This is a genomic window from Spirosoma panaciterrae DSM 21099 (assembly GCF_000374025.1).
Taxonomy (GTDB): domain Bacteria; phylum Bacteroidota; class Bacteroidia; order Cytophagales; family Spirosomataceae; genus Spirosoma; species Spirosoma panaciterrae.
The window spans coordinates 37,877-63,743 of sequence record NZ_KB893243.1; the positions used below are offsets into that span (position 1 = coordinate 37,877).

Genomic DNA, 25,867 nt, shown 5'->3' on the forward strand with positions numbered 1-25,867 from the left:
CATTAGGGCATCGAGTTTCACAACCCGATGCCCTTACAAGCAATAAAATAAAGAAAATCAGTTAAATCTTAAGAATCCCAGTTTCGGTTCAGACTTCCTGCTCCAGCAAAAACGCCTTAATAAACGGGTCTAAATCGCCGTCGAGTACCGCGTCGGTATTGGACGTTTGGTAGCCCGTGCGGTGATCTTTCACCCGGCGGTCGTCAAGAACATACGAACGGATTTGCGAACCCCACTCAATTTTCTGCTTACCAGCTTCCACTTCCGCACGAGCGGCATTACGTTTCTGAACTTCGATTTCGTACAGCTTCGATTTCAACAGACGCATCGCTACTTCTTTGTTCTGCAACTGACTGCGTTCCTGCTGACATTCGATAATCAGTCCCGAAGGTCGGTGCCGTAATCGAACCGCCGTTTCTACCTTATTGACGTTCTGGCCACCAGCACCACCAGACCGGAAGGTATCCCAGTCAATATCGGCCGGGTTAACGTCAATCTGGATGGTATCGTCGACCAGTGGGTACGCGAAAACGGAAGCGAACGAAGTGTGCCGACGTGCGTTGGAATCGAAAGGCGACACCCGTACGAGCCGGTGAACCCCATTTTCGGATTTTAGAAACCCATACGCCAGCGGTCCATCCACCTCAATTGTAGCCGACTTGATACCGGCGGTATCACCCTCCTGATAATCGACCTGTTTCAGGCTGTAGCCGTGTTTTTCGGCCCAGCGCATGTACATGCGATAGAGCATATCGGCCCAGTCCTGGCTTTCGGTGCCACCCGCTCCGGCATTGATTTCGAGTACGGCACTGAGCTGGTCTTCCTCGTTGCCGAGCATTTTTTTGAGTTCGAGATCTTCCAGGGTCGCTTTTACCTTTTTGCCCTCCTCGTCAACCTCCTCTTCGGTTACTTCACCCGCTTCATAAAATTCGAAAAGGGTTTCGAGATCACCGAATTGGCCGTTCAGGTTTTCGTAGCCCGTAATCCAGCCTTTCAGGGCGCGGACCTGTTTCATTACGCCCTCAGCGCGGGCGGCATCATTCCAGAATTCGGGCTGGAAGGTTTGCTGTTCGAGTTCAGCTAATTGTTCTTTCTTGGAATCGTAGTCAAAGATACCCCCTCAGAGCCTCTACTCTGGCTCTCAAGTCGGTCAACTGGTCAGTTGTCATGAACTTGTCGTAAACGTTTAAAAATAAGTATAACACAACGTATAGAGAGAATCTCTTGATTCTCAGTATAGGAGTGGTATAAAACTTGTACCTGCAAAGATAGAACAAAAGCAGGATGATCAGGGTTTCGGGTCGGGTTCAGAAGAATTGCCAGCGATTATCTGGTTTATTCCTGCTCGCTAATTGATTACCTGCCCCGTACTTGATCTGTGAACTATGAACAAACGATTACTGATTTTAACGTTCCTGATAGTTAGTGTTCTTGATGCTGTAGGTCAGGAAAGAGCAGATTCTGGAGCAACCTGTGGCTTCGGTCAGCTCCTGCAACTGCGTCGTCGGCAAGACCCACAATTTGACCAGCGATTCCGTCAGGCCGAAAAGATATTGCAGCAGCAGATCAACCGGTCGAAGGGGGCACGTATGGGGCAGGAAACAGTATACACCTTGCCTATTGTGGTTCATGTGATTCATAATGGAGAAGCAGTTGGCACGACCAACAACCCATCGGATGCGTCGATACAGGCCATGATTGCGCAACTGAACACGAGCTGGCGAAAAAATGGCCTGCAATATGGGGGAGCGGATATAGGTATTCAGTTTCAGCTAGCTGTTCGCTCACCACAATGCAGTGCAACAACGGGTATCAATCGGGTGAATGGCAGCGGTGTTGCCAATTATACAACCGGAGGCATTGCGATAGATACTTACACCGGAAGTGCCGACGAATCCGCTATTAAAAATCTTAGTCGCTGGCCTAATACCGATTATATCAACATCTGGGTTGTCAATAAAATTGATGGCAATAGCAATATTGCAGGGTTTGCCTGGTTTCCACAATATAACTCGGCACTTACCGACGGAATTGTTGTAGTGGCCAGTACAGTTACTGGAACCAATAAAACGCTGGTGCATGAAATGGGGCATGTTTTTAACCTATTCCATACCTTTCACGACGGTGGGGACGAAACGACCTGCCCTTCTTCAACCTCCTGTGCTACTACCGGCGATAACGTTTGTGACACAGAGCCTATGCTAAATGTGCCCTGTAGCACCACTTTAAATACCTGTACAGGAGCCGTTTTTCAAACTGCCGACGCTAGCCTGAATTATACCGTCAAAAACAACTACATGAGCTATACCAACTGCCAGTGGATGTTTACACAAGGGCAGAAAGATCGTATTCGGGCGGCTCTCTTCGCCTTTCGGCCCGGACTCATTACGTCCAGTGCTTTATTGGCTCCTGAAGCAAGCCCGGCTAGTGTATGCTCCGTTTCGGCAGCCAATGGTCTTTCGCCCTACTTTGGTGTAAGTCGTTTTACACTCAATACGCTGGATGTATACTCCAATTCATCCCAAGCGGATGGTAGTTTTTATGTTGACCGAACCTGTAACCAGCGAACTACACTTACTGCAGGCCAATCTTATTCGTTACTTATTCAGGGGGCGTTCGATAATTATCATTACCTGAAGGCATATCTGGATTATAATGCCGATGGCGATTTTAACGATGCTGGAGAAACGTTATTGACAACAGTAGGTGGAAGTGTTACTGCCACCGTGACAGTTCCGGTCAATAGCTCTGTTGTGTTAAACACTGCTCTTCGCCTACGCATCGTTGCCGATAGCCCACAGGGGGTAGCGCCCACCGCCTGCTCCTTATCAGGAGATGCCACGTATGGTAGTGGACAGGTCGAAGATTATACGGTAGTTATTGTGCCGCGATCCGTTTTTTCCATCGCTTCGGGCAATTGGACAACGCCCGGTACCTGGTCCTGTACCTGTGTGCCAGGAGCCACGGATTTGGTTTCGATTCAGGCTTTGCACACCGTTTCAATCAGTAGTGGGAGCAAACAAGCTTTATCGCTAACCCTGCTCGGTAAATTACAATATTCCCCTGGTAGTCAGTTACAACTTATGAGAAGTCCGTAGACCAACAGGAATCGTGTGACTCCCGTATCAACTTTTCGCCCTACCTTTGCGTTTGCTTGATAAGAGCATTTCATTAATCATTCTACATTATTCATTCATAGATAATGGCTTCACAGTACGATGTAATCGTTGTGGGTAGCGGGCCGGGCGGCTATGTAGCTGCCATTCGCGCGTCGCAGTTGGGATTAAAAACCGCCGTCATCGAGCGCGAAAGCTTAGGTGGTATTTGTTTGAACTGGGGGTGTATCCCTACCAAGGCCCTGCTGAAATCGGCGCAGGTTTTTGAATATATCAAGCACTCTGCCGATTATGGCATCACGATCTCGGGTGAGTCGAAACCCGATTTTGGGGCCGTTATCAAGCGGAGCCGGGGCGTAGCCGAAAGCATGAGCAAAGGCGTACAGTTCCTGATGAAGAAGAATAAAATCGATGTGATTTACGGCAACGGAAAAGTAAAACCCGGCAAAAAAATCGACGTAACGGCTGCCGATGGGAAAGTAACTGAGTACGAAGCCAAACACATCATCATTGCCACAGGTGGGCGTGCCCGCCAATTGCCAAGTGTCCCCATCGATGGTACCAAAGTGATTGAATACCGCAAAGCCATGTCGCTGGAAAAACGGCCCGATTCGTTACTGGTGATTGGTTCAGGTGCCATTGGCGTTGAGTTTGCCTATGTGTATGCCAGCATGGGTACAAAGGTGACCATCATTGAGTTTCTGCCAAATGTGGTGCCCGTTGAAGACGAAGACATTTCGAAAGAGCTGGCCAAGCAGTATAAGAAACTGGGCATCGATATCTATACGAAGTCGGAAGTAACCAAAGTCGATACCAGTGGCAATGGTTGCAAAGTATTCGTGAAAACTCCCGACGGCGAAAAAACCTTCGACGTTGATATGGTCCTGTCGGCGGCAGGTGTAGTGGCCAACATCGAGAACATCGGCCTGGAAGAAACCGGGATTTCGGTCGATCGTGGCAAAATCGTAACGGACGATTATTACCGGACCAACGTAGATGGCTTTTATGCAATTGGCGACTGTACCAAAGGGCAGGCACTGGCACACGTAGCCTCGGCCGAAGCGATCATTTGTGTAGAAAAGATTGCTGGTTTGCCGCACGTTGAGCCGCTCAATTACAACAACATTCCGGGCTGTACCTATTGCACACCCGAAATTGCCTCAGTGGGTTATACCGAAAAAGCGGCCCGCGAAGCAGGCTATGAACTGAAAGTGGGTAAGTTCCCGTTCTCGGCGTCGGGTAAAGCCAAAGCCGCAGGCACACCTGAGGGCTTTGTGAAAGTGATTTTTGATGCCAAGTATGGCGAATTCCTGGGCGCTCACTTCATTGGCAACAACGTAACCGAAATGATTGCAGAAGTGGTAGCAGCCCGTAAACTGGAAACTACCGGCGAAGAAATCCTAAAAGCTGTTCACCCGCACCCAACCATGTCGGAAGCGATTAAAGACGCTACCGAAGCGGCTTACGGCGAAGCGATTCACCTGTAATGCGGACATCCTGTCTGCTGGAATAACAGCGAAGTATACGAAGGGGCCAGCCTAATGAAATCTCGTCAGGCTGGCCCTTCCCTATAACTAGCTTACTTCAATATTTTCCAGTGGCCAATGCCCAGCTTGGTGAAGCAATACAGGAGCGACGTTCGCAAAACCCCAAGTCCGTAGATCGAGCTACGCTTGAAGTTGATCGAAGAGGCTTCGTCAAAATATTTGGTCGGGCAGGTTACCTCGCCAATTTCATACCCCTTGTAGAAAATCTGGGCGATCATCTCATTGTCGAAGATGAAATCGTCGGAGTTATGGGTAAAATCCAGACTGCGTAATACCTCTCCTGAGAAAGCCCGGTAGCCTGTGTGGTATTCCGACAGTTTCTGGTTCATCAGCAGATTCTGGGTGAACGTCAGGAAACGGTTGGCAATATACTTATACATAGGCATACCTCCTTTCAGAGCACCTTTGCCTAGGATACGCGACGCAAAGACAACCGGATATAGGTCATTCCCGATGATACTCGTCATGGCAGGTATCAGCAGCGGGGTGTATTGATAATCAGGGTGTACCATGATGACAATATCCGCGCCTAACTCAATGGCTTTCGCATAGCAGGTTTTCTGGTTACCGCCATAGCCTTTGTTTTTATCGTGGCGGATCACATGTTTAATCCCCAGATTACGCGCTACTTCGACGGTATTATCAGGACTGGCATCATCGACCAGGATAACATCGTCGACCAGATCAAGTGGAATTTCGCGGTAGGTACGTTCCAGCGTTAGTGCTGCCCGGTAGGCTGGCATCACCACAACTACTTTTTTGTTATTGAACATGGGGGCAAAATTAAAAGCAGAATATTACGATACCAATAATTTTGACAATTGAAGCCGTGTCCTTAGCCATATTGCGTGTAGATTTGTTGTTTATCTGGCAGCCTTCCTGCTTTAGAGGCTTAATGGCCTGTATACTTTCAACTTATGTTTTCTAGCGAAACCGTATTTTTTCTTGCCTTTGCAGCTTTCGTTCTCTTCATCATGGCGTTGGATCTGGGCGTATTTTCGAAGCGTCAAAGCCACGTCGTTCAGTTTAAAGAAGCCGCTATCTGGAGCGCAATCTGGGTAGCGTTATCCATTGCCTTTTACATTTTTCTCAAAAACTACGGTTATCTGGTACATGGTATCGACACCTTTGCCCGCCTGAAAGAGGTTAGGGATAGTTATGCCGACCACGTTGAGTTTGTACCTGGCAATTTTGCGGCCAGTTTAGCCCGTTTTCAGGACAATATGGCGCTGGAGTATATTACTGGCTATCTGGTCGAGTACTCTCTGTCGGCCGATAATATTTTTGTCTTTATCCTGATATTTACCTCGTTTGGGGTTCGGGAGCGGTATTATAAGAAAATACTGGTCTGGGGCATCTTGGGAGCCATTATCCTGCGGTTCATTTTTATCTTCGTCGGCTCGGCACTTATTCAGCGATTCGAGTGGATCATGTATCTGTTTGGGGCCTTTCTGGTGTATACGGGCGTTCAGTTGTTCTTTCAGAAAGAAGAGGATGAAAAAATTGAACCCGCCAAACACCCGGTTGTGCGCTTTGTCAGTAAATACCTGAACGTGTATAACCGGAATGTAACCGACAATTTTTTCATTCGTAGAAAGTCGGACCGGAAGTTATTTGTCACTCCGCTGTTCATTATTGTAATCGTAATTGCCTTTACCGATCTGGTGTTTGCCGTTGATTCCATTCCGGCTATTTTCTCGATTACGAAAGACCCCTATATCGTTTTCTTCTCCAATGTGTTCGCCATCATGGGGCTGCGGTCTATGTTCTTCTTCCTGTCGAGCATTATGAGCCAGTTCCGGTTCCTCAAAATAGGGCTGGCTTTCCTGCTGACGTTCATAGGCGCTAAGATGCTGGCCGAGCACTGGCTAAAAGAACAAGGTTTTAAGCCGGTTTATTCGTTGTATGTTATTATCGGTATTTTGAGTATCAGCGTTCTGGCTTCCTGGCTCATTCCTGAGAAGAAAGAATAATACATACACATCGAACAACCAGCCTGTAAAACAGCCTGTGGGATATGCTCACAGGCTGTTTTTGTGTCTGAAATAACAGAAGAAAGAATTTTCATGAATTTTCCAAGGGAAATAAGGCGCGTAAAAAGTTGGTCAATACATTTGTTTTAGAATTAGTCTAAATAAAATGGATAGCCAGAATTTTACCCTACGTTATTTCTTATCGATGTTTCTGCTTATAGCGGGATCACTCTCCTATACATTCAGTTATGCTCAGTCTGTCGGGACCCTTACTGGGCGAGTTTTAACGGCTCAGGCTCAACCTCTGGCTCAGGCAACGGTACGCCTGGCCAATAGCCGGATTGGGACGGTCACGAACGATCAGGGCGAATTTGTGCTGGAACGTATTCCAACTGGCGAGCAAACCCTGGTAATTAGCCGCATAGGCCACGGACGGCTTCGCCAAACGGTCACTATAATAGCGGGCGAAACGACGCGGTTGACAGATCTGACATTGCTGGAAACAGCCGAATCGCTTCAGGAAGTGACAGTCGAGGGTAAAAACTCCTACAAGGCCGATATTCCATCAAATAGCCTTCGGATCAAGACGCCCTTGATCGAACTGCCGCAGAATGTACAGGTCGTAAACCGGCAACTGATTGCCGATCAGCAGATTTTTGATATGCTGGAAGGCGTATCCCGCAATGTGAGTGGGGTTACGCGGATGGAGCACTGGGACAACTACGCCCGGCTCAATATGCGTGGCTCGCGCGTGGCTCCCTTTCGGAATGGCATGAATGTGGAATCGACCTGGGGGCCGCTGGCCGAAGATATGTCGATGGTAGAGCGGATCGAATTTGTAAAAGGCCCGGCCGGTTTCATGATGGCCAACGGTGAACCGAGTGGCTTTTATAATGTCGTGACCAAAAAACCGACTGGTGTTACGAAGGGCGAATTTGCCATGACAACAGGCAGCTTCGATACGTACCGCGCTACGCTTGATCTGGACGGGAAACTAAACCAGGATGCTAGCCTGCTCTATCGGTTGAACGTTATGGGCCAGTCGAAAGGCTCGTTCCGGGATTTCGAATACAACAACCGATACACCATTGCGCCCGTTCTGAAGTATAAACTAAGCGATAAAACCTCCATTACGGCTGAGTATACCTATCAATATGCACAGATGTCAGTGATTGGTTCGGCCTATGTATTTTCAGGGGCGGGTTTAGGGGTTTACCCCCGGAATATTTCACTGGCCTCTGCGAATCTTGACCCGACGAAAATTAATGACCACAGCTCGTTTCTGATTCTGGAGCATCAGCTTAGTGCCAACTGGAAACTGACGGGCCAGTTGGCTTACTTTAATTCGACACAGATTGGTAGCTCCATGTGGGCCGATTCGGCCAAGGCCAACGGAAATATCTATCGCCGTGTCAGCATTTGGGATGCGGCTAATCAGGGCAAATTCGCGCAGATTTTCGTCAATGGCGACGTTATCACTGGGCCCATTACACACCGGATTCTGGCGGGTCTGGATTTGGGCAGCAAAAAATATTATGCCGACTGGGGGCAGAGCTTCCCGCTTTACGATAAAGATTTCGTCTTCAACGCCAATACCCCCAACTATTACCTGCCCACCAACCTGCTGCCTGCGTTCGACCGTTCACAAAGCCTGATTAACCGGGCGGGAGCTAATGTACTAAGTCAGTCGTACAGCGGCCTGTACGTGCAGGATGAACTCCGGTTTTTGCAGGACAAAATTCGGCTGACACTGGCCGGACGCATTACCTCAACGAAAGATAGCCAATACGGGGCGGGTACGGATGTCACAAAAGCGACTCCACGAGTTGGGCTGAGTGTTTCGCTGAATAAGCAGACGTCCGTATACGCACTCTACGATCAGGCATTTGTACCCCAGGCAGGAGCCGACCGGCAGGGCAACGCCTTCAAACCCATCACAGGAAACAATACCGAAATCGGCTTGAAGAAAGATTGGGCTGGAGGCCGCTGGAATTCGACCATTTCGGCATACAAAATCACAAAAAACAATGTCCTGACAACTGATCCGACCAATCCGAACTTCTCGATTCAGTTGGGTCAGACCCAAACCAGCGGGGTAGAGTTCGATATCCGGGGCGAAATTGTTACGGGCCTGAATCTGATTGCGAACTACGCCTATACCGATTCGAAAATCACGAAGGATACCGAATCGAAAAATGTGGATCTGCCGGTTCCGGGCTTTAGCAAACACGTTACCAATGCCTGGTTATCGTATCGGGTACAAAAGGGGGCTGTGCAGGGACTGGGTGTTTCGCTGGGCTATCAATGGCAACTTGATCGGTATGGCTGGTTTTCGGATGCTGTGGATAAGAATCCTACGCTGCCTAACTCGTTTCAGGCTGATGCCGCTGTTTCCTGGCAACGGGGCCCCTTCAATGTCGCATTGAATGTCAATAACCTGTTCGATGCCTATATCTATTCGGGCGCTTACTATACCTGGAGCAATGCCTATTACTGGCAGGCACAAGCTCCGCGCAATTTCCGGTTGAGTGTGGGGTATAAGTTTTAAGGGCTGGAAAGACCTTACCCTAACCCCTCTCCTGGCTTCAGGAGGGGGGGGGCTAGCCAACTGATGGTTTAAGCGTGGTAAAAATTAAATCCGACGAATAGATGGCGATGACGATAAAAAAAGTGGTTGGTAAATTGCACCTTTGGCTCGGGCTTGCGTCGGGGCTATTGGTGTTTGTGGTGGCCATTACAGGCTGCATTCTGGCTTTTGAGCAGGAAATCAAGACAGTTTTACGGCCTTATCAATTTGTAGAGACGATCGGTGATCGACAGGCATTACCCCCTTCGCGGTTGAAAGCCATTGCCGAGAAAGAAATAAAAGGGAAGCTGGCCAAGGCGGTTACGTATGGGGGCGCTGGCCGAAGTGCGATCGTCTCGTTCTACGGTGCGGCTCCCGACTATTTTTATCAGGTTTATCTGAATCCGTATACGGGAAAGCTGCTCCACATAAAAGACGAGGAGACCGACTTTTTTCACTTTATCCTACACGGGCATTATTACCTGTGGTTACCCGAATCGATAGGGCAGCCAGTGGTTGCTTACGGAACGCTGACTTTTACGATCCTATTAATTACCGGACTAGTATTGTGGTGGCCAAAGAATCTAAATAAGACAAACCGGCAAAAGAGTTTTACCATTAAGTGGAAAGCCCAATGGCGACGCGTCAATTATGACCTGCACAATGTACCGGGGTTTTATGCCTTGGTATTCTCATTAATACTGGCGTTGACGGGTATGGTTTTTGGCCTTCAATGGTTTTCGAAGTCTGTTTATTGGGCAACAACCGCAGGGAAAGCCCTGCCCGACTTTCAAATCCCTTTGTCCGATACTACGGTTGCCTGCCCTTCAACATCTCCACTCGACGGGGTCTGGCAGCGCTTATCCGTGGGCAAACCCACTACTGCCGGAATCTATATTTCGTGTCCTGAAAAAGCGTCTGAGTCAATTTTTGCCTATGTCAATTACGTGCCCGGTACGTACTACAAACTGGACTACTACACCTTCGACCAACAAACCCTCAAACCGCTGGACATGGGAGGCCCCTACTCAGGAGCGTATGCGAAAGCTGGATTTGGTGATAAACTGCGTCGGATGAACTACGATATTCATACCGGAGCCATCCTGAGTTTGCCCGGAAAAGTTCTGGCGTTTTGTGCCAGTCTGGTTTGTGCGAGTCTGCCTGTATCGGGTTTCGTGATCTGGTGGGGACGCCGAAAGAAAAAGGCAAAAAGTACCAGGTCTTCCATTGCCACGGTAGTGCCTGCGAAAACGGCGTATCGGCCTATGAGCCGGATAAATTGATGGGCTTTCCGGGATTGATAGGATTTTTTACCTTGCAGAACGTTATTATCCTGACAATCTTGAAAATTCTGTCAACAAGCGCCAGTGAATATCCCGTCCCAAACCGTTCTCCGCACGTTTCGCCGACGTTTAACCAACCTTAGTAGCCGTAACCGTTCGTTGTTGCTGACCAGTTTGCCCGCTGGGCAGTTTCTGGATGTACAGGAAACGGATTTCCTGCTCAATAAACCCGCCTTTTCCGTAATTGCGGACCTGATTGGCCGTAAGCCTGCTGTTGCGCTTTGTGAAGTACTGGACCCACGCCAGGAACGAAGCAACGAAGTGAGTCGGAAACTCCGCCGAATCGATCGAACGGCCCGCTTTATTGAGGAGGAGCGCGGAACCGAAGATTTGTACATTGGCTGGCCGTTTGTCAAGGGCAAATTTCTGGACGATACCGTTATTCATGGGCCATTACTCTTCTTTCCGGTACAGATTGAACAACAGGGGAAATTCTGGAAACTGACCCGCCGGGGCGATGAGCTGGCCTTTCTGAACCCAACGCTGGCACTGGCCTATGGGCAGTTTAACCAGGTGAAGGTACCCGATGAGGTTGTCGAAAAAACGTTTGATGAGTTTGATCGCGACCCGCTTGTTTTCCGAACCCAACTTTACGAGTGGCTCAAAACGACCCCACTCGAAATCAATTTCAATCAGGAGTTATTCACTGACTCGCTTCATTTTTTCAACAAACAAACCGGAAAAGATTTAACACAAATCGAACGGACGGGAGAGTTAAAGCTCTTTCCGGAAGCTGTATTGGGTATTTTCCCTCAGGCCGGGTCGTTTCTGGTACCGGATTATGATGCGCTTTTGGCAAAGGGCGTAGGGGAGAGGGCAGAGGGGCGTGAATTGCCTATGCAGCTGGATGAATGGGAGCTGGAAATTACTGATACGGCGCCCTCCGCCCTTACTCCTCTGTCCGTCCCCCCACGCCCTATGCTAGAAAAATCCATTCACACCCCCCTGCCAATGGATGCCTCGCAGGAAGCTGCTTTGCGGGCCGTGAAGGCGGGACATGGGTTGGTCGTGCAGGGGCCACCAGGTACGGGTAAATCGCAGCTTATTGCCAATCTGATGGCCGATGCAGCCGCGTCGGGAAAACGGGTATTGCTGGTCTGCCAGAAGCGGGCTGCGCTTGATGTGGTGCAGGAACGATTGCGCCAGGTAGGCATGGAGCCATTTTTAGCACTGATCCACGATTTTCAGGACGACCGACGCGCTTTATACGCACAAATTGCGGAACAGATTAATCAGATCGATGCGTATCGGCAGCAGAACAACAGTCTGAATGCCGTGTTGCTGGAACGCGATTTTGAGTTGGAGAGCCGACGTATTGATGAAACCGTTGCGGAACTGGAAGCCTTTAAAAAAGCCCTTTTCAACACCGACGAGTGTGGCGTTTCGGCCAAGGAGCTATACCTGACTACCGACTCAGAAACCTCTAATCTGGCCCTGGCTGATATTTATCCACAATTCCACCTGGCAAATGTGGATAACTTTGTCCGAAGGCTTACCGATTATGCCGCTTATGAACAGCGGCTGGGTTTAACCCATTTGTGGAAAGAGCGGGTGAGTTTTGCCTCGTTCACCAATGCTGATCTGGGAAAAGCCGATCAAACGATTACCCGCTGGGCACAATGGCGGGAAACTGCCAATCAGCAAACGGCGCCATTGATCGGGCAGCCACTTGCCCTGGCTCAATTGACCGACTGGTTAGCGCATGATTGGGAATTGACGGCCCTGCTGGCGTTGCTCGACACGGCCGATGCCGAACAACTCTGGGAGGTTATAAAGCAATTACGACGAACGCCAAACCATCTGCTCTTTTCTACCGAAGAAGCGAAACTGGAACAACTGGCGAAGGCGTGGGACGAAGCGCTCGAAACCCCAGGGCCGGAGTTGTCCATTCATACGCCCGACCTGCGCAGCTTTCGAACCCTTCTGGCCGATGCCATTACAGCCCGGTCGTCGTGGGTGAGCTGGCAATGGTGGCAAATGACCAATGCTGGTAAAGCGCAACTTCAGACGGTGGTTTCGGCCAATGCGCTGGATGGGTCGGAACCGGGTTTACAAACATTAGCGGTAAAAGTCGATAAGCGAATACGGGTAGAAGCCATCCGTCATGAAGCGGGTAGTTTGCTAGCGGGCTTGCCTTTGCCCGAAGCGCCGGATAGTTTACGCCTTCTGCGCCGGGCGCACCACATCGTCGAACGGTTAGCGGCCATCGGGCCCCTGCAACAGCTGCCCGAATCGGTCTGGCAAACGCAGGAGCGATTTGTGGACGTTGTAAGGCAACTTCTGGCGCTTTCAACGACGATAGAACAACAACGTATAGCCTCATCGGTCTACCTGACCGCCAATCAACTGGCACATATCTGGCAGGATGAAGCATTCGGCCCAAGACTCCGTCAATCGCTTCGAAATGATTTCGATTTGCTTACCGAAGCGGATCGGTTACAGGAAGGTTTTTCGGATGCGGAACAGCTCGTTATGGAGCGCTTGAAACCACTCGAAACGGCCGCATGGGTGAAACAGTTTGACAAAAGCCTGCGTAGGGCCTGGCTTGACCATCTGGAAGGGCTGTATCCGGAATTGCGGAGTGTTTCGTCGCTCAAAATGGCCCAGTGGGAGCAGGCGTTGCAGGAAAGTATTCAGCGGAAACAGGCCCTGAGTCGTGATATTTTGCTGGTGAAGCTTCGGGAGCAAACCTACCGTAACCTGACGTTCAACCGACTGAATAATGTAGTCACCTACCGTGACCTGCTCCACCAAACGACCAAAAAGCGAAACGTATGGCCCGTTCGTAAGTTGATGGAATCCTTTGCCGATGAAGTTTTTAAATTGGTTCCCTGCTGGCTGGCCTCACCCGAATCGATATCAGCGATGTTTCCGCTTCAGGAGGGTCTATTTGATCTGGTTATTTTTGATGAAGCTTCGCAGTGTTTTGCCGAAAACGGTATTCCGGCTATTGTACGTGGCAAACAGGTGGTAGTAACGGGCGATAATCAACAGCTTCGTCCCAGCGATCTGTACCGGACTCGGCTGGACGAAAATGAACAGGACGACGAAACGCCCATAGCGCTGGAAGTTGAATCTCTGCTCGAACTGGCTGCTCAGCAACTACCACAGGTTTCGTTGCTGGAGCATTACCGCAGTCGTTCACTCGATCTGATTAGCTTCTCTAACCACCATTTTTATGGCGATAAGCTCTCGCTCCTTCCGCATTTTGACGAGGCTAATCAGCATGAACCGGCCATCCGCTATCGAAATGTGAAAGGTATCTGGCAGCATACTACCAATCCTGTTGAGGCCAAAGCGGTCGTACAACTTCTGGAGCAATTACAAACCGAAATGCCGGGGCGTTCCATCGGTATCGTAACCTTCAACTATCCACAGCAGCAGCTCATTCAGGATATGCTGGAAAGTAACGCGGAGGTATGTACCTCCGCGTTATCAGCTAACTCTGCATCGCATCTGTTTGTCAAGAATATTGAGAACGTACAGGGCGACGAACGCGATATTATTATTTTCTCCATTGGCTATGCGCCTGATGAACGTGGCCGGGTATCGGCAAATTTTGGCAGCCTCAATGCACGCGGAGGAGAAAACCGACTGAATGTAGCCGTTACGCGGGCCCGAGAGCGAATCTATGTGATTACGAGCCTATGGCCCGACCAATTGAACGTGGCCGATGCTGCCAACGAAGGCCCCAAGCTGCTTAAAGCCTATCTAAGCTATGCCCTAAATGTAGCTCAGGAACAATTTCGGCCGACACCGCACCCTCAGCAAGCCTTGCCATCGGACTCGCTACTAAAAACCAGATTGGCCGCCGACTGCCCAAACTGGCGGCCTGAACTCCCATTTGCCGATTTAACCTTTAAGGTAGATGACGCCTATGAATCGTTGGTGCTAACCGACGACGACGCCTATTATCAGCAGACAACCAAGCAGGCTCATGCTTACCTACCCATCGCATTGACTACCCGTAAATGGCCCTTCCGTCGGGTCTGGAGCCGGGAGTACTGGCGACAAAAAGGTTACCAGTAGCGTTGCTGATTCAGGATAAAGCCCGATGTTTAAACAGGGCTGCATCCAGGCTATACGCTCCGGGGCCAGTCAGCAGACAGGTCAGATAACCGATCAATAATAAAAAGCCTGCCGACCCATCGCCCACGATGTCGCCTTCATGAGCGACGAAAACAATAACCAGTGCGGTAATAATCAGTGGAATCAGGGCCAGCCTTGTCAACAGCCCCAGCATCAATAGGATAGAGCAGAAAAACTCCGCCCCAATAGTCAGCGCCAGCGAAACGGGGCTGCTCAATCCCAGAAAGCTCATGAAGGCGTTCTGATAGTCTGCAAAGTGAGTCAATTTGTCGTATCCGTGGGGAATCATGGCGATGCCCAGACCCAGGCGTAACCATAGCGTAGCACTGTTTACGTTCCAGGATGTAGCAGGAGTGGGTTGTACGAATTGCATAGAGATTATATGAATTGATTAGACTACTGTTCGTTTCGTTGTAAGCAAAAGCTGGTCCGATTATTTCGCTCGGGCGTCGTCGTTGGTTATTTTTCGGACGGGCTCGTCGTGGCTGGCCCGGACTTGACCAAACTGCCAGCTAAAGGTTAATTTGGCCGAACGAGTAAAGTATTGATTGGCAGTATGCGCCCGGAACGTACTCGACTGCGAATCGTTCTGCTGACGGAAGGGGTATGTAAACGGGTTGTTGATGCCCAGCGTCAGGCTTGCTTTTTTATCCCAGAACTCCTTACGAACGGCCAGACTGTAATCGTACCAGGCCGAGTTTTTCCCCTGCAACAGCACCCATCCCGTACTATAAATTCCATTGGCCTGCACCGTATATTGGCGGGGAAGCTGATACGCCAGATTGAGCGTAAGCTGCCAGAGCCAGCCGGAGTTCTGTACCTGCAGGGCCGGACTGCTGAAATGGGCATAATAAAATTCTCCGCCACCGTTTAGCTTCCAGTTGCGACCCAGTTGCCCGGCTGCGTTTACGTTCAATCCTGTCCGCTCATTGCGGGCTACATTTTGCCGGGTAGTCAGCGATACCCCCGACGTGTCGACGGTTCGTAGGTCTTCTATGGAATTATCGGTTTGTCGGCGGTAGAGAGCCAGGTTAAGATACGTGCCTTTTTTGGTTGTCAGGCTGTATGCGAGTTCGGCCAGATGGGCTAGTTCCGGGCGGAGTTGGGGATTGCCAGCCATTCGGTTTTTAGGATCACTGGCGTTGACGTACGGATTCAGATCCCAGATCATTGGCCGGGAAATTCGTTGGGTGTAGGTCAGTTTAATCGATTGCTGTTCAGTGAGCTGTTTTGATAGAATAACGCTGGGGATGAAGTTATTGAACTGGACCTGAAAAGGGTAAATCGTGTGAACAAACTGACCATGCATGGTGGTGTTTTCGAGCCGGGTGCCCAGTTGAAGTGTCCAGAATGTTCGGTTTACCAGCTTTAGAGAGGCATAACCCGCAGTCACCTGCTGATCGTAGGAGAATGTATTGGAGCGGTCGGCGCTGAGATTCAGGAGGGCGACATTTTCTGGCTGGCTGGTATATACCTCGTACATACTGCTCACATCTCGCCGGACCATTTTGGCTCCTACCTCAAACACTTGCTGCCCATTGCGCGAAAACGGATGGACATAATCGATCTGCCAGGTCCACTGCGGGTTATGGCTTCGGTTAGTGCTCGTTTCCCGATAAAGAGGCTGATCGGTCAGACTAAACTGATCGCTGGCATAGCGGGAGTTATCGAAGGTATAGCTATACTGACCCAGCAGGCTAAGTTCCTGCTTCGGTTTACGAAAGGTGCGGGTGTAGCCCAGGTTCCATTCGATATTGCCAAACGGATTCTGTTGGTCGACCACCTGATTGTACGCCTGCGTGACCACATTTTCCGCGTTCCGAAACCGATAATAGCCCGTGTTGGATGTAGGCCAGGCGCCACCCCAGCTACTGACCGACAGATTGACCCGGTTCAACGTGTCGAAGGCATACTCCATACTCAGATCCCCGAACCAACCCGGATGGATGTTGTTGGCACTGATTCGTTGGAACAGCTCCCCGGCTGGTTGGCCATTCACCAGCGATGTACGAGTCGTTTCTATGATACTCTTTTCACGCTCGGCATTGGTGTTGCCCGAAAACGTCAGGCCAAATTTTTCCCGTTTAAACCCATAGCTGCCGCCCACCGACTGAACGTAATTGCCCGCCGTTACGTCCAGGCTCCCATTGGAGCCTTTCAACTGCTTTTTGGTGATGATATTAATGACGCCACCAGCCCCTTCGGCATCGTAGCGGGCGGCCGGGCTGGTGATCACTTCGACCGACTGAATCGTATTGGCCGGGATCATCTTCAGAGCTTCACTCAGATTGCGGGCCAGCAAGCCCGAGGGTCGGCCATTGAGCAACACTTTTATACTGGAACTGCCCCGAATCTGAACATTGCCTGATACGTCGACGGTAAGCATAGGTGCTTTTCGCAGGACATCGACCGCCGTCCCACCTTTATTTGTAATATCGCTGCTTGCATTGTAAACCAGTCGATCCGCCTTTTCTTCAACAAGCGCTTTTTGAGTGGTCACCCGAACTTCGCTGAGCTGACGACTTTCTAACTGGAGCAGAAGCTTGCCTACTTCCCAAATGGGGTGAGCGGCTGTAATGGCAATACCTTTTAGGATTCGGGGTTGATAACCAACGAACGTAATCTGTAAACCATAGGTGCCGATGGTTAGGCCCGTAAACGTAAAATGGCCTGTTTCGGTGGTGGTTTGCCCGGTTAAGATCGTCCCGGTTTCCGACAGAAGCGCCACAGTAGCAAACGGTACAGGCTGGCGGGTGGCGGAGTCGGTTAGTATACCTGTTAGCTGGCCTTTTGCGATCTGATTTGCCGGATTAACGGGTACTTGTTGGCCCTTCGCCAAGGTTATGATCAGCAGAAAGGAAACGGTAAAAACGAATTGGAGTGTGTTCATCGGTACTATACAGCTAGACGGTAGCTGGTCATCTGGCCACAAAGTACAAGGCCACTTTCGGGAAAAGGCGACTAAAAATGACAAACGCACGTTTTCGGATGACGTATTCGATTGGTCATTTTCAATTGGAATGTCGGCCAACATTCGGTTGTTTTGTTTAAAAAATGGGAAGAAGAATGGGCGGGTTTACCAAAAGCGGAAAGCAGAAAGTCTGGTTGCGGGAAGTGCTGACCTTTGTGTTTCTGTTTATTCTGATGTCGCTCAATTCCTGGAATCGGCTAACCTCCTGGAACGATCTGGGGCGGGCACTGCTCTTTTTTCTGACTCTGTACGGGCAGGCTCAGTTTCATCGCTTTGCCTTATTCCCTCTTTTTTTCAGTCATCAGCTTAAGCGATACATTGCCTGGACGGTTCCGGCCCTGGTGGTGGGTAGTTTTCTGGTATATGGTGTGAATCATTGGCTTTACCCAGAAACCTGCCCTATAGAAGAATGGCGCGAGACGGGCCTTTTTCTGCTGGCCACCTACCTCGTGAGCCTGATGATGCTCATCGGTGTTTTTCTCATTCAGCGATTTTATCAGCAACAGCAGCAACGCCATACAGACCAGTTGCTGCATCAGGACGAACAAATCCGATTTCTACACGCCCAGCTAAATCCGCATTTCTTTTTCAATACCCTCAACAACCTATACGGCATCAGTCTGCATGAACCTGGCCGGATGCCTGATTTACTGATGCAGCTATCGAAACTGATGCGGTATCAGGTCGAAAGCAGCCGCCGTTCGCGGGTGTCGCTTCAACAGGAAATCGAGTTCATTACCAGCTATGTCACACTGGAGCGGGAGCGGTTAGGGAAGCGGTGCCAGATCAGCTATGAATACCCTACCAGCGAACATCAACTGCAAACCTACCAGTTGGCTCCATTGCTGTTAATGCCTCTGGTTGAAAATGCGTTTAAACACGGTACGGGCGATATTAAAGGGTGCTTTGTGCATATCAATCTGCAACTGCGGAACAATTGCCTATTGCTGTCCATTGAAAACTCGCTCTCCTATCACAAATTCAATGGGACTTCTACCGGCCTGGGCTTGCAGAATACCCGGCAACGGCTCGACATGCTGTATCCCGGACAATATCAGTTCGTGTTAACTCAGGAAACTGACCGCTACGTTACCCAGTTAGAAATCCAGCTAGCCACCCGATCCGATGCCCAACCCGCTGCGGTGTTTACTTATTGATGACGAACTGGCTGCTCATTATGTATTGCAGCACTACATCGAGCAGGTCGATCAGTTGACGCTGGTGGGCAATTGCTACGATGCGCTGGAAGCCATCAACTTTCTACATCGGCAGCCAGTCGATTTGCTGTTTCTGGATATAAATATGCCGCAAATCAGCGGATTGCAACTGCTGGAGACGTTAGCCAACCCGCCCCGCGTCATTCTCACTACGGCCTATTCGGAGTTTGCCCTGGAAAGTTATGAGTATGGTGTGGTCGATTACCTGCTAAAGCCCATCGAATTCCCCCGGTTTCTGAAAGCGATTGACAAAGTCATGACAGCAGAGGCTGAAAAACCTCAGGAGCCTCTTCCTGTTGTATCCGAACAGTCGCTGATGGTAAAAGTAGATACTGACTGGGTTCGGATTGCCCACAGCCATCTGGAATACATTCAGAGTTGGGGGAATTATGTCAAGCTCTTTACTGCCCAGCAGGTTTACGTAGCCTCAATCACCATGACCGAAGTGGAGCGTCGGTTGCCCTCCGATCAGTTTATCCGGATTCATAAATCCTATCTGATTCCGCTGGCCAGGATAAGCCGGATGAGCGGCAACGAGATTTTCATCGGAGACGTAAGCCTGCCAGTCGGACTAACCTATCGCCGGGAGCTGATCGAGCGCCTGAAAGCCTAAGTCCAGCCATATACCTCCGGCTTGTGTGGAATGGATAAGGCTGAACTGCTCTACCACATCCTGCGAAGAAACCTGTTAAGTTACCGCACAACCATCGATTCTTACCGCTACCAACCCATGCAGGTGGAGTAGGTTTGTATTGTCAATTTTAACCAATAGCAACATGAGCATTTTAAAGTTAAAAGACGGTACAGATCTATTCTACAAGGATTGGGGCACAGGGCAGCCTATTGTTTTTCATCACGGATGGCCCTTATCGAGCGACGATTGGGATGCCCAGATGATGTTCTTCTTACAGCATGGGTTTCGTGTAATTGCGCATGACCGCCGGGGGCACGGACGCTCTAGTCAGACCTCGGGTGGGCACGAAATGGAAACCTACGCTTCCGACGTAGCTCAGTTGGTCGAAGCCCTGGATCTGAAAGATGCTATCCACATTGGACATTCGACAGGTGGTGGCGAGGTGATCCACTATGTCAATAAATATGGTAAAGGCCGGGTAGCCAAAGCCGTTCTGGTAAGTGCCGTAACGCCCCTTATGGTACAGAACGAGAGTAACCCAGATGGCGTTCCTATCAGCATTTTTGATGAAATCCGGTTACTGACCGCTACGCAACGCCAGCAGTACTTCCGGGATTTCTCAATTCCTTTCTATGGCTACAACCGCGAAGGTGCCGTTGAAAAACAGGGCGTTCGCGACAACTGGTGGCGGCAGGGAATGATGGGTAGTATCTTGGCTCATTACGAATGTGTAAAGGCATTTTCGGAAAGTGATTTTACCGAAGACCTGAAAAGTGTGGATGTGCCGGTACTGGTGCTCCATGGGGAAGACGACCAGATCGTTCCCTATAAAATCACGGCGTTGAAGGCGATCAAACTCCTGAAAAATGGCAAGTTAATTACCTATCCGGGTTTCCCACACGGCATGCCCACAACTGAAGCGCCTACGATCAACGCCGATATTCTGGCTTTCATCAACTCGTAAGTAAGTGGTACATCGGCAGGTTTTGGTTGTGTAGCAATCAGAGCTTGCCGATGTCTATTGTGACCAGAGTGGTCTTTTATCCACTTCCTGAACATCTAACCTCTTTACCATGAACGATTCCATCCTGGGCCTGCACCACATTACGGCCATCGCTAACAACGCTCAGCGCAATTATGATTTTTACACGCACGTACTAGGCCTTCGACTGGTGAAAAAAACGGTCAATTTCGATGACCCCAGTACCTACCATTTTTACTATGGTAATGAAGGCGGAACCCCCGGTACTATTCTCACTTTTTTTCCGTGGGAGGGCATTGGATCGGGGCGCAATGGGACTGGTATGGCCACCGAAATCGGCTATTCGGTACCTGCCGATAGCCTGGACAATTGGCTTGGTCGGTTTAAGGAACTGGGTGTTGGTGCAGGTGAGCTTGCCGAGCGGTTTGGTGAACAATATTTGCCTTTTACCGACCCTGATGGCCTGGCGATTGCCCTGATCGTGCCCAAGCAGCTCGATAAGCGAAAAGGCTGGGAAACGGAAGCAATTAAGGAGGATATGGCGTTGCGGGGTTTCCATACTGTAACCCTGACGTTGCAAAAAATAGAAGCAACGGCCAAAGTCCTGACCGATATTTTTGGATACCGTCTGGTAGCACAGGAAGGAAATCGCTACCGTTTTCAGACGGATGCGGTGCCAGAAGCTGCCTTGGTCGATCTGCTGGAAGAGCCCGAAGGACGAGTAGGACGGAATGCGGCAGGAACGAATCATCACGTAGCCTTTCGGGTTGCCAATGATGCTGTTCAGATGGAGTTTCGGGAGAAGATTCTGGAAAGTGGTCTGCAAATAACCCCCAAGATCGACCGCGATTATTTCTTTTCGCTTTATTTCCGCGAGCCCGGTGGCGTACTCTTCGAGATTGCTACTGATAACCCTGGCTTCACGGTCGATGAACCGCTGGACGAGCTGGGAACCCACTTGAAGCTGCCCAGACAGTATGAAGGGTCGAGAGCAAAAATTGAAAAGGCGCTCCCGGTTCTGAAGTCATTGTAACACCCATCGTACGGGACCGATTTTAAGAAACCAACTTACTTATACTTTCCGTTATCAACCTGTAATTGGTTTGCTTTACCCTTCCTCGGAAGAGGTTAGGGTAAGGTTTTAATAGGTTTAGAATCAGGTATTTTACTCAATCAATTCTTATGACAACCATTGGTTTGTACGGATTTGGCCGCATTGGTCGGCAGTTTCTACGTATTGGGCTTCAGAAGCAACTGTTTGTGCCTGCAGCCATTGCTGATATACGCGACGAGCCAACGCTGGCAGCGTTGTTTGCGGTTGACACGAATTATGGCCGCTGGCATGAACCTGTATCGGGAAAGGAGGGAAGCCTGTCAATTGGTAGCCAGACCATTCCGTATATTAATTCAGCCAAAGAGGTGCCCGACTGGCAGTCGCTGGGTATCGATCTGGTGGTGGATTGTACAGGTAGGGCAACAACGCGTGCTGGTGCTCAGGCTCACATAGACCGGGGAGCTAAATACGTACTCATCAGTGCCCCCAGTAAAACCCTGGCTGATTGCGATGCCGTCTTGCTGAAAGGTATCAATCTGGAAACTTTCGATCCGGCACAACACAAACTCATCAGCATGGGTAGTTGCACGACCAATGCGCTGGCGTCCGTTGTGAAAGTGATTTTAGAGAACTTCGGAATTCAATATGGTCTTTTTTCGACGGTACATTCCTACACGAACACACAGTCGTTGACCGATCAGCCGATGAAAGACCGACGCGATTCATGGGCGGCCGCCGAAAATATCATTCCGTCCTCGTCGGGGGCAGCGCGGGCCTTACAGTTTATCTGGAAAGACCTTAAAATCACGGGTAAAGCTTACCGGGTACCAACCCGGACCGGTAGTATTGCCGAATTAAATCTGATCACGGAAAAAGACTGTTCGGTACAGGAAGTGAACGATGCGTTTCGCAAAGCGGCTGCGGAAGGCCCCTTACAGGGCGTAATGGATGTGCTGGAAGAGCAGTGGGCATCGTCGCGAATAGTAGCCGACCCGCACTCGTCGATTATTGATCTACCCCTCACCGCTAAAGAAGGCAACTTACTATCTGTAGCGGCCTGGTATGATAACGAATGGGGCTTTTCGAATCGACTGGCTGAGGTAGCTGCTTTTCTGGCCGAACGCATCCACTAATTCGGGTAGATAAGGATGAAACAAACGCATTATGCCACCATATCAGAAGCCGTCGATGCGCTGAGGCAGCAGGGCTTCTCTACTGATTTTCGCCTGGAATTTGATCAGCTTACCTGCTCTACGGCCCGTTTGGGAGCCGATGAATTCTCCATTGTGGATGTTTATCGATACGAAGGCGATTCGGACCCGGCCGACGAAGCCATTGTTTACGCAATCCAGTCGACTACAGGGCTGAAAGGATTACTGATTACGGGCTATGGTGCTTCGGAAGATGCCATTTCCGAGCAGATTATAGCTAAATTACAACGTATATAATAAACTACCCTCTGTTCATTTTTAACCCTATGGAAACCATGATTGGCATCTCTGCCCAAAACCGCGAGGTGGTTGCTCATCAATTGAGCAAATTGCTGGCCGACGAATTCGTGCTCTATACCAAAACGCTCAATGCCCACTGGAATCTGGAAGGCATGGACTTCCACTCTGTGCATCTCTACTTCGAAGAGCTGTATAAACAGTCGGCCGAGATCGTTGATGATGTGGCCGAGCGCATTCGGCAATTAGGGCATTATGCACCGGCTACGCTGAAAAACTTTCTTCAGTTGACGCATCTGACCGAACAGGAAGCCAAAGGCAACACGAGCCGAAGCTGGATTGAAAAGTTATTGAGCGATCACGAAAGCATAATCGTGTTTCTGCGCGGCAACATCGCTGAATTTCAGGAGGCCCATAAAGATGCCGGCACCAGCGACTACATAACCGGGCTGATGGAAAAGCACGAAAAAATAGCCTGGATGCTGCGGGCGCACCTCAAATAACGTTTTAACCTGGTTTTTTACAACGGGAACAGTTAGGCTACGCATGGCCCAACTGTTCCCGTTGTAGCATCATCCGCTTCGATAGCCTTATCTTTAAACGAAGAAACAGGCGAAGGCCGGTATATCTGTCGATTGGCTATGAGGTGTCGCTTTCTATTCGTTTTTGCCCTGTTTATAACAAGCACTATGGCCTGGGGTGAGCCATTGTTCTCCTTGCTTCCCCAAAAATCAGTCGATAGCCTGAAAACGTTGCTGGCGGCAAGCCGGCAGGATACAAATCGGATTAAGATATTACTAACGTTGAGTGCCGATCTGATTACTCGCCATGAGGAGTTTGATATGGATTTGGGGAATGCGTATGCTTATGGCGAGCAGGCAGGGCAACTAAGCCAGCGATTACATTTCAGAGCTGGTGAAATTCAAAGTGCGTGTGTCTTGGGCCGAATAGAAGCGATTAACGGCAATCGGAAACGGGCTGAACAATTCCTTCGGAATGTACTATCATACTATACCAGGCAAGGAGATAAATCAGGGCAGGCGGCAACCTGGTATTTTCTGGGACAAATTTATGAGCGTGGTAGCGAAGGGCTACCCAGGAAGATAGCGTGCTATGAGCAGGCCAGGAAGTTGTATCAGCAGTTGGGTCGGGTCGATAAGCAGGCCTATATGCTTAAGACCATTGCCGATATGCATGCCTTGCAAGGTAATATAGCGTTGGCCGAGCAGGAGTTGTTTCAGGTACTGGCGCTGTATCGATCCATCCATTATCCCTACCTACACTATACCTACGACCTGCTCAGTTCACTTTATCATGGGCTTAATAATTATGACAAATCGCTGAAATATGCGCTGCTGACCATAGAAAGTGCTCAGACTACGCACGACAGCCTATACATGGGTAGCTTTGATCTAACCCTGGCAGTCTTGTATGATGAACTAAAGCAATGGAAAACCGCTATTCCGTACTACAAGAAAGCGTTAGTGTCGTTTGGGGAAAGCAACGTCATTCCCATGGTGCATGTGATTGCGCATAGCCTGTGTAGTCTGCAAATTGTTCATGAAAGCCCGGAAGCGGCTCTTGTCTATTATTCACAAATCTTAAAGCAGTATCCGCTTCCCAATCGCTCTGCGGAATGGTTTTATGCGTATATGACCCTGGCTGAGTGCCATCTGGCTCTCAAACATTACACGCTGGCCGAAACTTATTACATCAAAATGGCGTCGGTGCACGCAGGGAACACACCTGACAACGCTACTATAGCCTCCTACATCAAGATCGGTACATTTTATGGCATTGTAAAAAACTATGATAAAGCGCGTGACTATCTGAATCGGGCCTTGAGTATGTTGAAACAGGTTGGTATGACGCGAGGTACGCCCAGTGTACATCTTCAGTTATTCAAACTTGATTCTGCTCAGCACAACTACGTAGCCGCTATCGATCATTACCAGAAATACAAATCTTTAAGCGATTCGATCTTCAACGAAAAGAAAAGCCAGCAGATTGCTAACCTGGAAATTCAGTACAACACCCGCAAAAAAGAACAGGATATAGCCTTGCTGACTCGTCAGAATCAACTCCAGCAAGCCCGAATCCGTGAGAGCGATCTGCAGCGAAACAGCATCATTATAGGCGTTATTTTGCTGATCCTGCTACTGGCGTTGAGTTATAATCGGTATCGGCTCAAACAGCGTAGCAATCAACTGCTGGAAGCCAAGCAAATAGAGATTAACCTCAAAAACGAGTCGCTGGTAGAGATTTTACAAGAGAAAGAAAAGTTACTGGAAGAAAAGGAGTGGATGTTGAAAGAAATTCACCACCGGGTTAAAAACAACCTGCAAATTATTTCCAGTATGCTCAGTGCACAATCTGATTTTTTGCAGGACCCCAAGGCGCTGACGGCGATTCGGGATAGCCAGAATCGGGTGCATGCGATGGCTCTGATCCATCAAAGGCTCTACCAATCGGAAAATCTGGCGCAGGTAAGTATGCCCGAATTTATAAAAGAAGTGATTGAGTATCTGATTGATTCATTTGCGCAGGAGCCTTCCGTACAGGCCGACTTTGCTATAGACCCTGTTCTACTGGATATTGCCCTGGCTATTCCCATCGGATTGATTCTGAATGAAGCCGTTACTAATTCGCTTAAATACGCGTTCCCTAAAAATCGACCCGGCCGTATTAGGGTATCCTTTCGGCAAGCAAAGGAACAGACGTATCAGTTGACCATCAGCGACAATGGGGTAGGGTTGCCGACAGCATTGGATATTCGTCGCAGTGACACACTGGGCATGACCATGATGCGGGGGTTAAGCCAACAGATTGATGGACAATTAACCGTTTATCAGGATCAGGGTGTTCATATCCAGTTGCTGTTCGGCCCGGTGCAACATGCCAATAAGGCCGTCTGAACTTACTGATAA

Annotated in this window: 18 protein-coding genes; 14 read left to right on the plus strand and 4 right to left on the minus strand. The window is 49.6% G+C overall.

Going from position 1 to position 25,867, the window contains the following annotated elements:
• Positions 1-88: 88 nt before the first annotated feature.
• Positions 89-1,169 (minus strand): peptide chain release factor 2 gene (gene prfB / locus B153_RS0132355; protein ID WP_157635005.1). Its coding sequence is split into 2 segments (ribosomal slippage): positions 89-1,108 and positions 1,110-1,169, totalling 1,080 coding nucleotides; the frame shifts between segments, so codons are not numbered across the junction.
• A gap of 216 nt (positions 1,170-1,385) precedes the next feature.
• Here prfB and B153_RS37055 point away from each other — a divergent pair.
• Positions 1,386-3,098 carry a M43 family zinc metalloprotease gene (locus B153_RS37055; RefSeq protein WP_020600910.1) on the plus strand — a complete coding sequence of 571 codons (1,713 nt, stop codon included), beginning with the start codon at positions 1,386-1,388 and terminating at the stop codon, positions 3,096-3,098.
• 104 nt (positions 3,099-3,202) lie between these two features.
• Entirely contained in the window at positions 3,203-4,603 is a 1,401-nt protein-coding gene (gene lpdA / locus B153_RS0132365; protein ID WP_020600911.1) for a dihydrolipoyl dehydrogenase, read from the plus strand.
• A 92-nt stretch (positions 4,604-4,695) separates the two neighbouring features.
• On the opposite strand, the gene B153_RS0132370 is transcribed toward lpdA, so the two are convergent.
• The gene (locus B153_RS0132370) at positions 4,696-5,436 is read right to left on the minus strand and encodes a glycosyltransferase family 2 protein (protein WP_020600912.1); all 741 of its coding nucleotides are present in this window, start codon (positions 5,434-5,436) and stop codon (positions 4,696-4,698) included.
• Positions 5,437-5,580: 144 nt separating this feature from the next.
• On the opposite strand from B153_RS0132370, the gene B153_RS0132375 reads away from it, so the two are divergent.
• The 4 genes from B153_RS0132375 (at position 5,581) to B153_RS0132390 (ending at position 14,574) form a co-directional block, all read left to right on the plus strand.
• Positions 5,581-6,636, plus strand: a complete 1,056-nt coding sequence (locus tag B153_RS0132375) for a TerC/Alx family metal homeostasis membrane protein (protein WP_020600913.1) — start codon at positions 5,581-5,583, stop codon at positions 6,634-6,636.
• A gap of 205 nt (positions 6,637-6,841) precedes the next feature.
• The gene (locus tag B153_RS0132380; RefSeq protein ID WP_245564981.1) at positions 6,842-9,184 is read left to right on the plus strand and encodes a TonB-dependent receptor; all 2,343 of its coding nucleotides are present in this window, start codon (positions 6,842-6,844) and stop codon (positions 9,182-9,184) included.
• A gap of 107 nt (positions 9,185-9,291) precedes the next feature.
• Complete coding sequence (locus B153_RS0132385) at positions 9,292-10,485, plus strand: PepSY-associated TM helix domain-containing protein (RefSeq protein ID WP_040762464.1); 1,194 nt, start codon at positions 9,292-9,294, stop codon at positions 10,483-10,485.
• 159 nt (positions 10,486-10,644) lie between these two features.
• Positions 10,645-14,574: an AAA domain-containing protein gene (locus B153_RS0132390; protein WP_020600916.1), complete on the plus strand. Its 3,930-nt coding sequence runs from the start codon at positions 10,645-10,647 to the stop codon at positions 14,572-14,574.
• Between the two features lie 10 nt (positions 14,575-14,584).
• Here the strand turns inward: B153_RS0132390 and B153_RS0132395 are convergent, their stop codons facing one another.
• Positions 14,585-15,007: a DoxX family protein gene (locus B153_RS0132395; protein ID WP_020600917.1), complete on the minus strand. Its 423-nt coding sequence runs from the start codon at positions 15,005-15,007 to the stop codon at positions 14,585-14,587.
• 60 nt (positions 15,008-15,067) lie between these two features.
• Positions 15,068-17,524, minus strand: coding sequence for a TonB-dependent receptor domain-containing protein (locus B153_RS0132400; protein WP_040762467.1), 2,457 nt, complete (start codon positions 17,522-17,524; stop codon positions 15,068-15,070).
• Positions 17,525-17,688: 164 nt separating this feature from the next.
• Between B153_RS0132400 and B153_RS0132405 the strand changes: the two genes are divergently transcribed.
• The 8 genes from B153_RS0132405 (at position 17,689) to B153_RS36300 (ending at position 25,855) form a co-directional block, all read left to right on the plus strand.
• Entirely contained in the window at positions 17,689-18,762 is a 1,074-nt protein-coding gene (locus B153_RS0132405) for a sensor histidine kinase (protein ID WP_245564982.1), read from the plus strand.
• Positions 18,731-19,435: a LytR/AlgR family response regulator transcription factor gene (locus B153_RS0132410; RefSeq protein ID WP_020600920.1), complete on the plus strand. Its 705-nt coding sequence runs from the start codon at positions 18,731-18,733 to the stop codon at positions 19,433-19,435. The genes B153_RS0132405 and B153_RS0132410 overlap by 32 nt, the downstream gene beginning before the upstream one ends.
• Before the next feature lie 163 nt (positions 19,436-19,598).
• On the plus strand, positions 19,599-20,420 hold the full coding sequence (locus tag B153_RS0132415) for an alpha/beta fold hydrolase (RefSeq protein WP_020600921.1): 822 nt from the start codon (positions 19,599-19,601) through the stop codon (positions 20,418-20,420).
• Between the two features lie 109 nt (positions 20,421-20,529).
• On the plus strand, positions 20,530-21,471 hold the full coding sequence (locus B153_RS0132420; RefSeq protein WP_020600922.1) for a ring-cleaving dioxygenase: 942 nt from the start codon (positions 20,530-20,532) through the stop codon (positions 21,469-21,471).
• A gap of 149 nt (positions 21,472-21,620) precedes the next feature.
• Positions 21,621-22,625, plus strand: a complete 1,005-nt coding sequence (locus tag B153_RS0132425) for a type I glyceraldehyde-3-phosphate dehydrogenase (RefSeq protein ID WP_020600923.1) — start codon at positions 21,621-21,623, stop codon at positions 22,623-22,625.
• A 15-nt stretch (positions 22,626-22,640) separates the two neighbouring features.
• A complete protein-coding gene (locus B153_RS0132430) occupies positions 22,641-22,940 on the plus strand; it encodes a hypothetical protein (RefSeq protein WP_020600924.1) in 300 nt (99 codons plus the stop codon).
• Positions 22,941-22,969: 29 nt separating this feature from the next.
• Positions 22,970-23,443, plus strand: coding sequence for a Dps family protein (locus tag B153_RS0132435; RefSeq protein WP_020600925.1), 474 nt, complete (start codon positions 22,970-22,972; stop codon positions 23,441-23,443).
• A 186-nt stretch (positions 23,444-23,629) separates the two neighbouring features.
• Complete coding sequence (locus B153_RS36300; protein WP_020600926.1) at positions 23,630-25,855, plus strand: tetratricopeptide repeat-containing sensor histidine kinase; 2,226 nt, start codon at positions 23,630-23,632, stop codon at positions 25,853-25,855.
• The last annotated feature ends 12 nt before the right edge of the window (positions 25,856-25,867 follow it).

Coding starts and splice junctions, on each gene's coding strand:
- B153_RS0132380 (WP_245564981.1), top strand. CDS start 6,842: ATGTTTCTGCTTATAGCGGGATCACTCTCCTATACATTCAGTTATGCT.
- B153_RS36300 (WP_020600926.1), top strand. CDS start 23,630: ATGGCCTGGGGTGAGCCATTGTTCTCCTTGCTTCCCCAAAAATCAGTC.
- B153_RS37055 (WP_020600910.1), top strand. CDS start 1,386: ATGAACAAACGATTACTGATTTTAACGTTCCTGATAGTTAGTGTTCTT.
- B153_RS0132375 (WP_020600913.1), top strand. CDS start 5,581: ATGTTTTCTAGCGAAACCGTATTTTTTCTTGCCTTTGCAGCTTTCGTT.
- B153_RS0132415 (WP_020600921.1), top strand. CDS start 19,599: ATGAGCATTTTAAAGTTAAAAGACGGTACAGATCTATTCTACAAGGAT.
- B153_RS0132425 (WP_020600923.1), top strand. CDS start 21,621: ATGACAACCATTGGTTTGTACGGATTTGGCCGCATTGGTCGGCAGTTT.
- B153_RS0132385 (WP_040762464.1), top strand. CDS start 9,292: ATGACGATAAAAAAAGTGGTTGGTAAATTGCACCTTTGGCTCGGGCTT.
- B153_RS0132395 (WP_020600917.1), bottom strand. CDS start 15,007: ATGCAATTCGTACAACCCACTCCTGCTACATCCTGGAACGTAAACAGT.
- lpdA (WP_020600911.1), top strand. CDS start 3,203: ATGGCTTCACAGTACGATGTAATCGTTGTGGGTAGCGGGCCGGGCGGC.
- B153_RS0132420 (WP_020600922.1), top strand. CDS start 20,530: ATGAACGATTCCATCCTGGGCCTGCACCACATTACGGCCATCGCTAAC.
- B153_RS0132435 (WP_020600925.1), top strand. CDS start 22,970: ATGGAAACCATGATTGGCATCTCTGCCCAAAACCGCGAGGTGGTTGCT.
- B153_RS0132405 (WP_245564982.1), top strand. CDS start 17,689: ATGGGAAGAAGAATGGGCGGGTTTACCAAAAGCGGAAAGCAGAAAGTC.
- B153_RS0132370 (WP_020600912.1), bottom strand. CDS start 5,436: ATGTTCAATAACAAAAAAGTAGTTGTGGTGATGCCAGCCTACCGGGCA.
- B153_RS0132400 (WP_040762467.1), bottom strand. CDS start 17,524: ATGAACACACTCCAATTCGTTTTTACCGTTTCCTTTCTGCTGATCATA.
- B153_RS0132410 (WP_020600920.1), top strand. CDS start 18,731: ATGCCCAACCCGCTGCGGTGTTTACTTATTGATGACGAACTGGCTGCT.
- B153_RS0132430 (WP_020600924.1), top strand. CDS start 22,641: ATGAAACAAACGCATTATGCCACCATATCAGAAGCCGTCGATGCGCTG.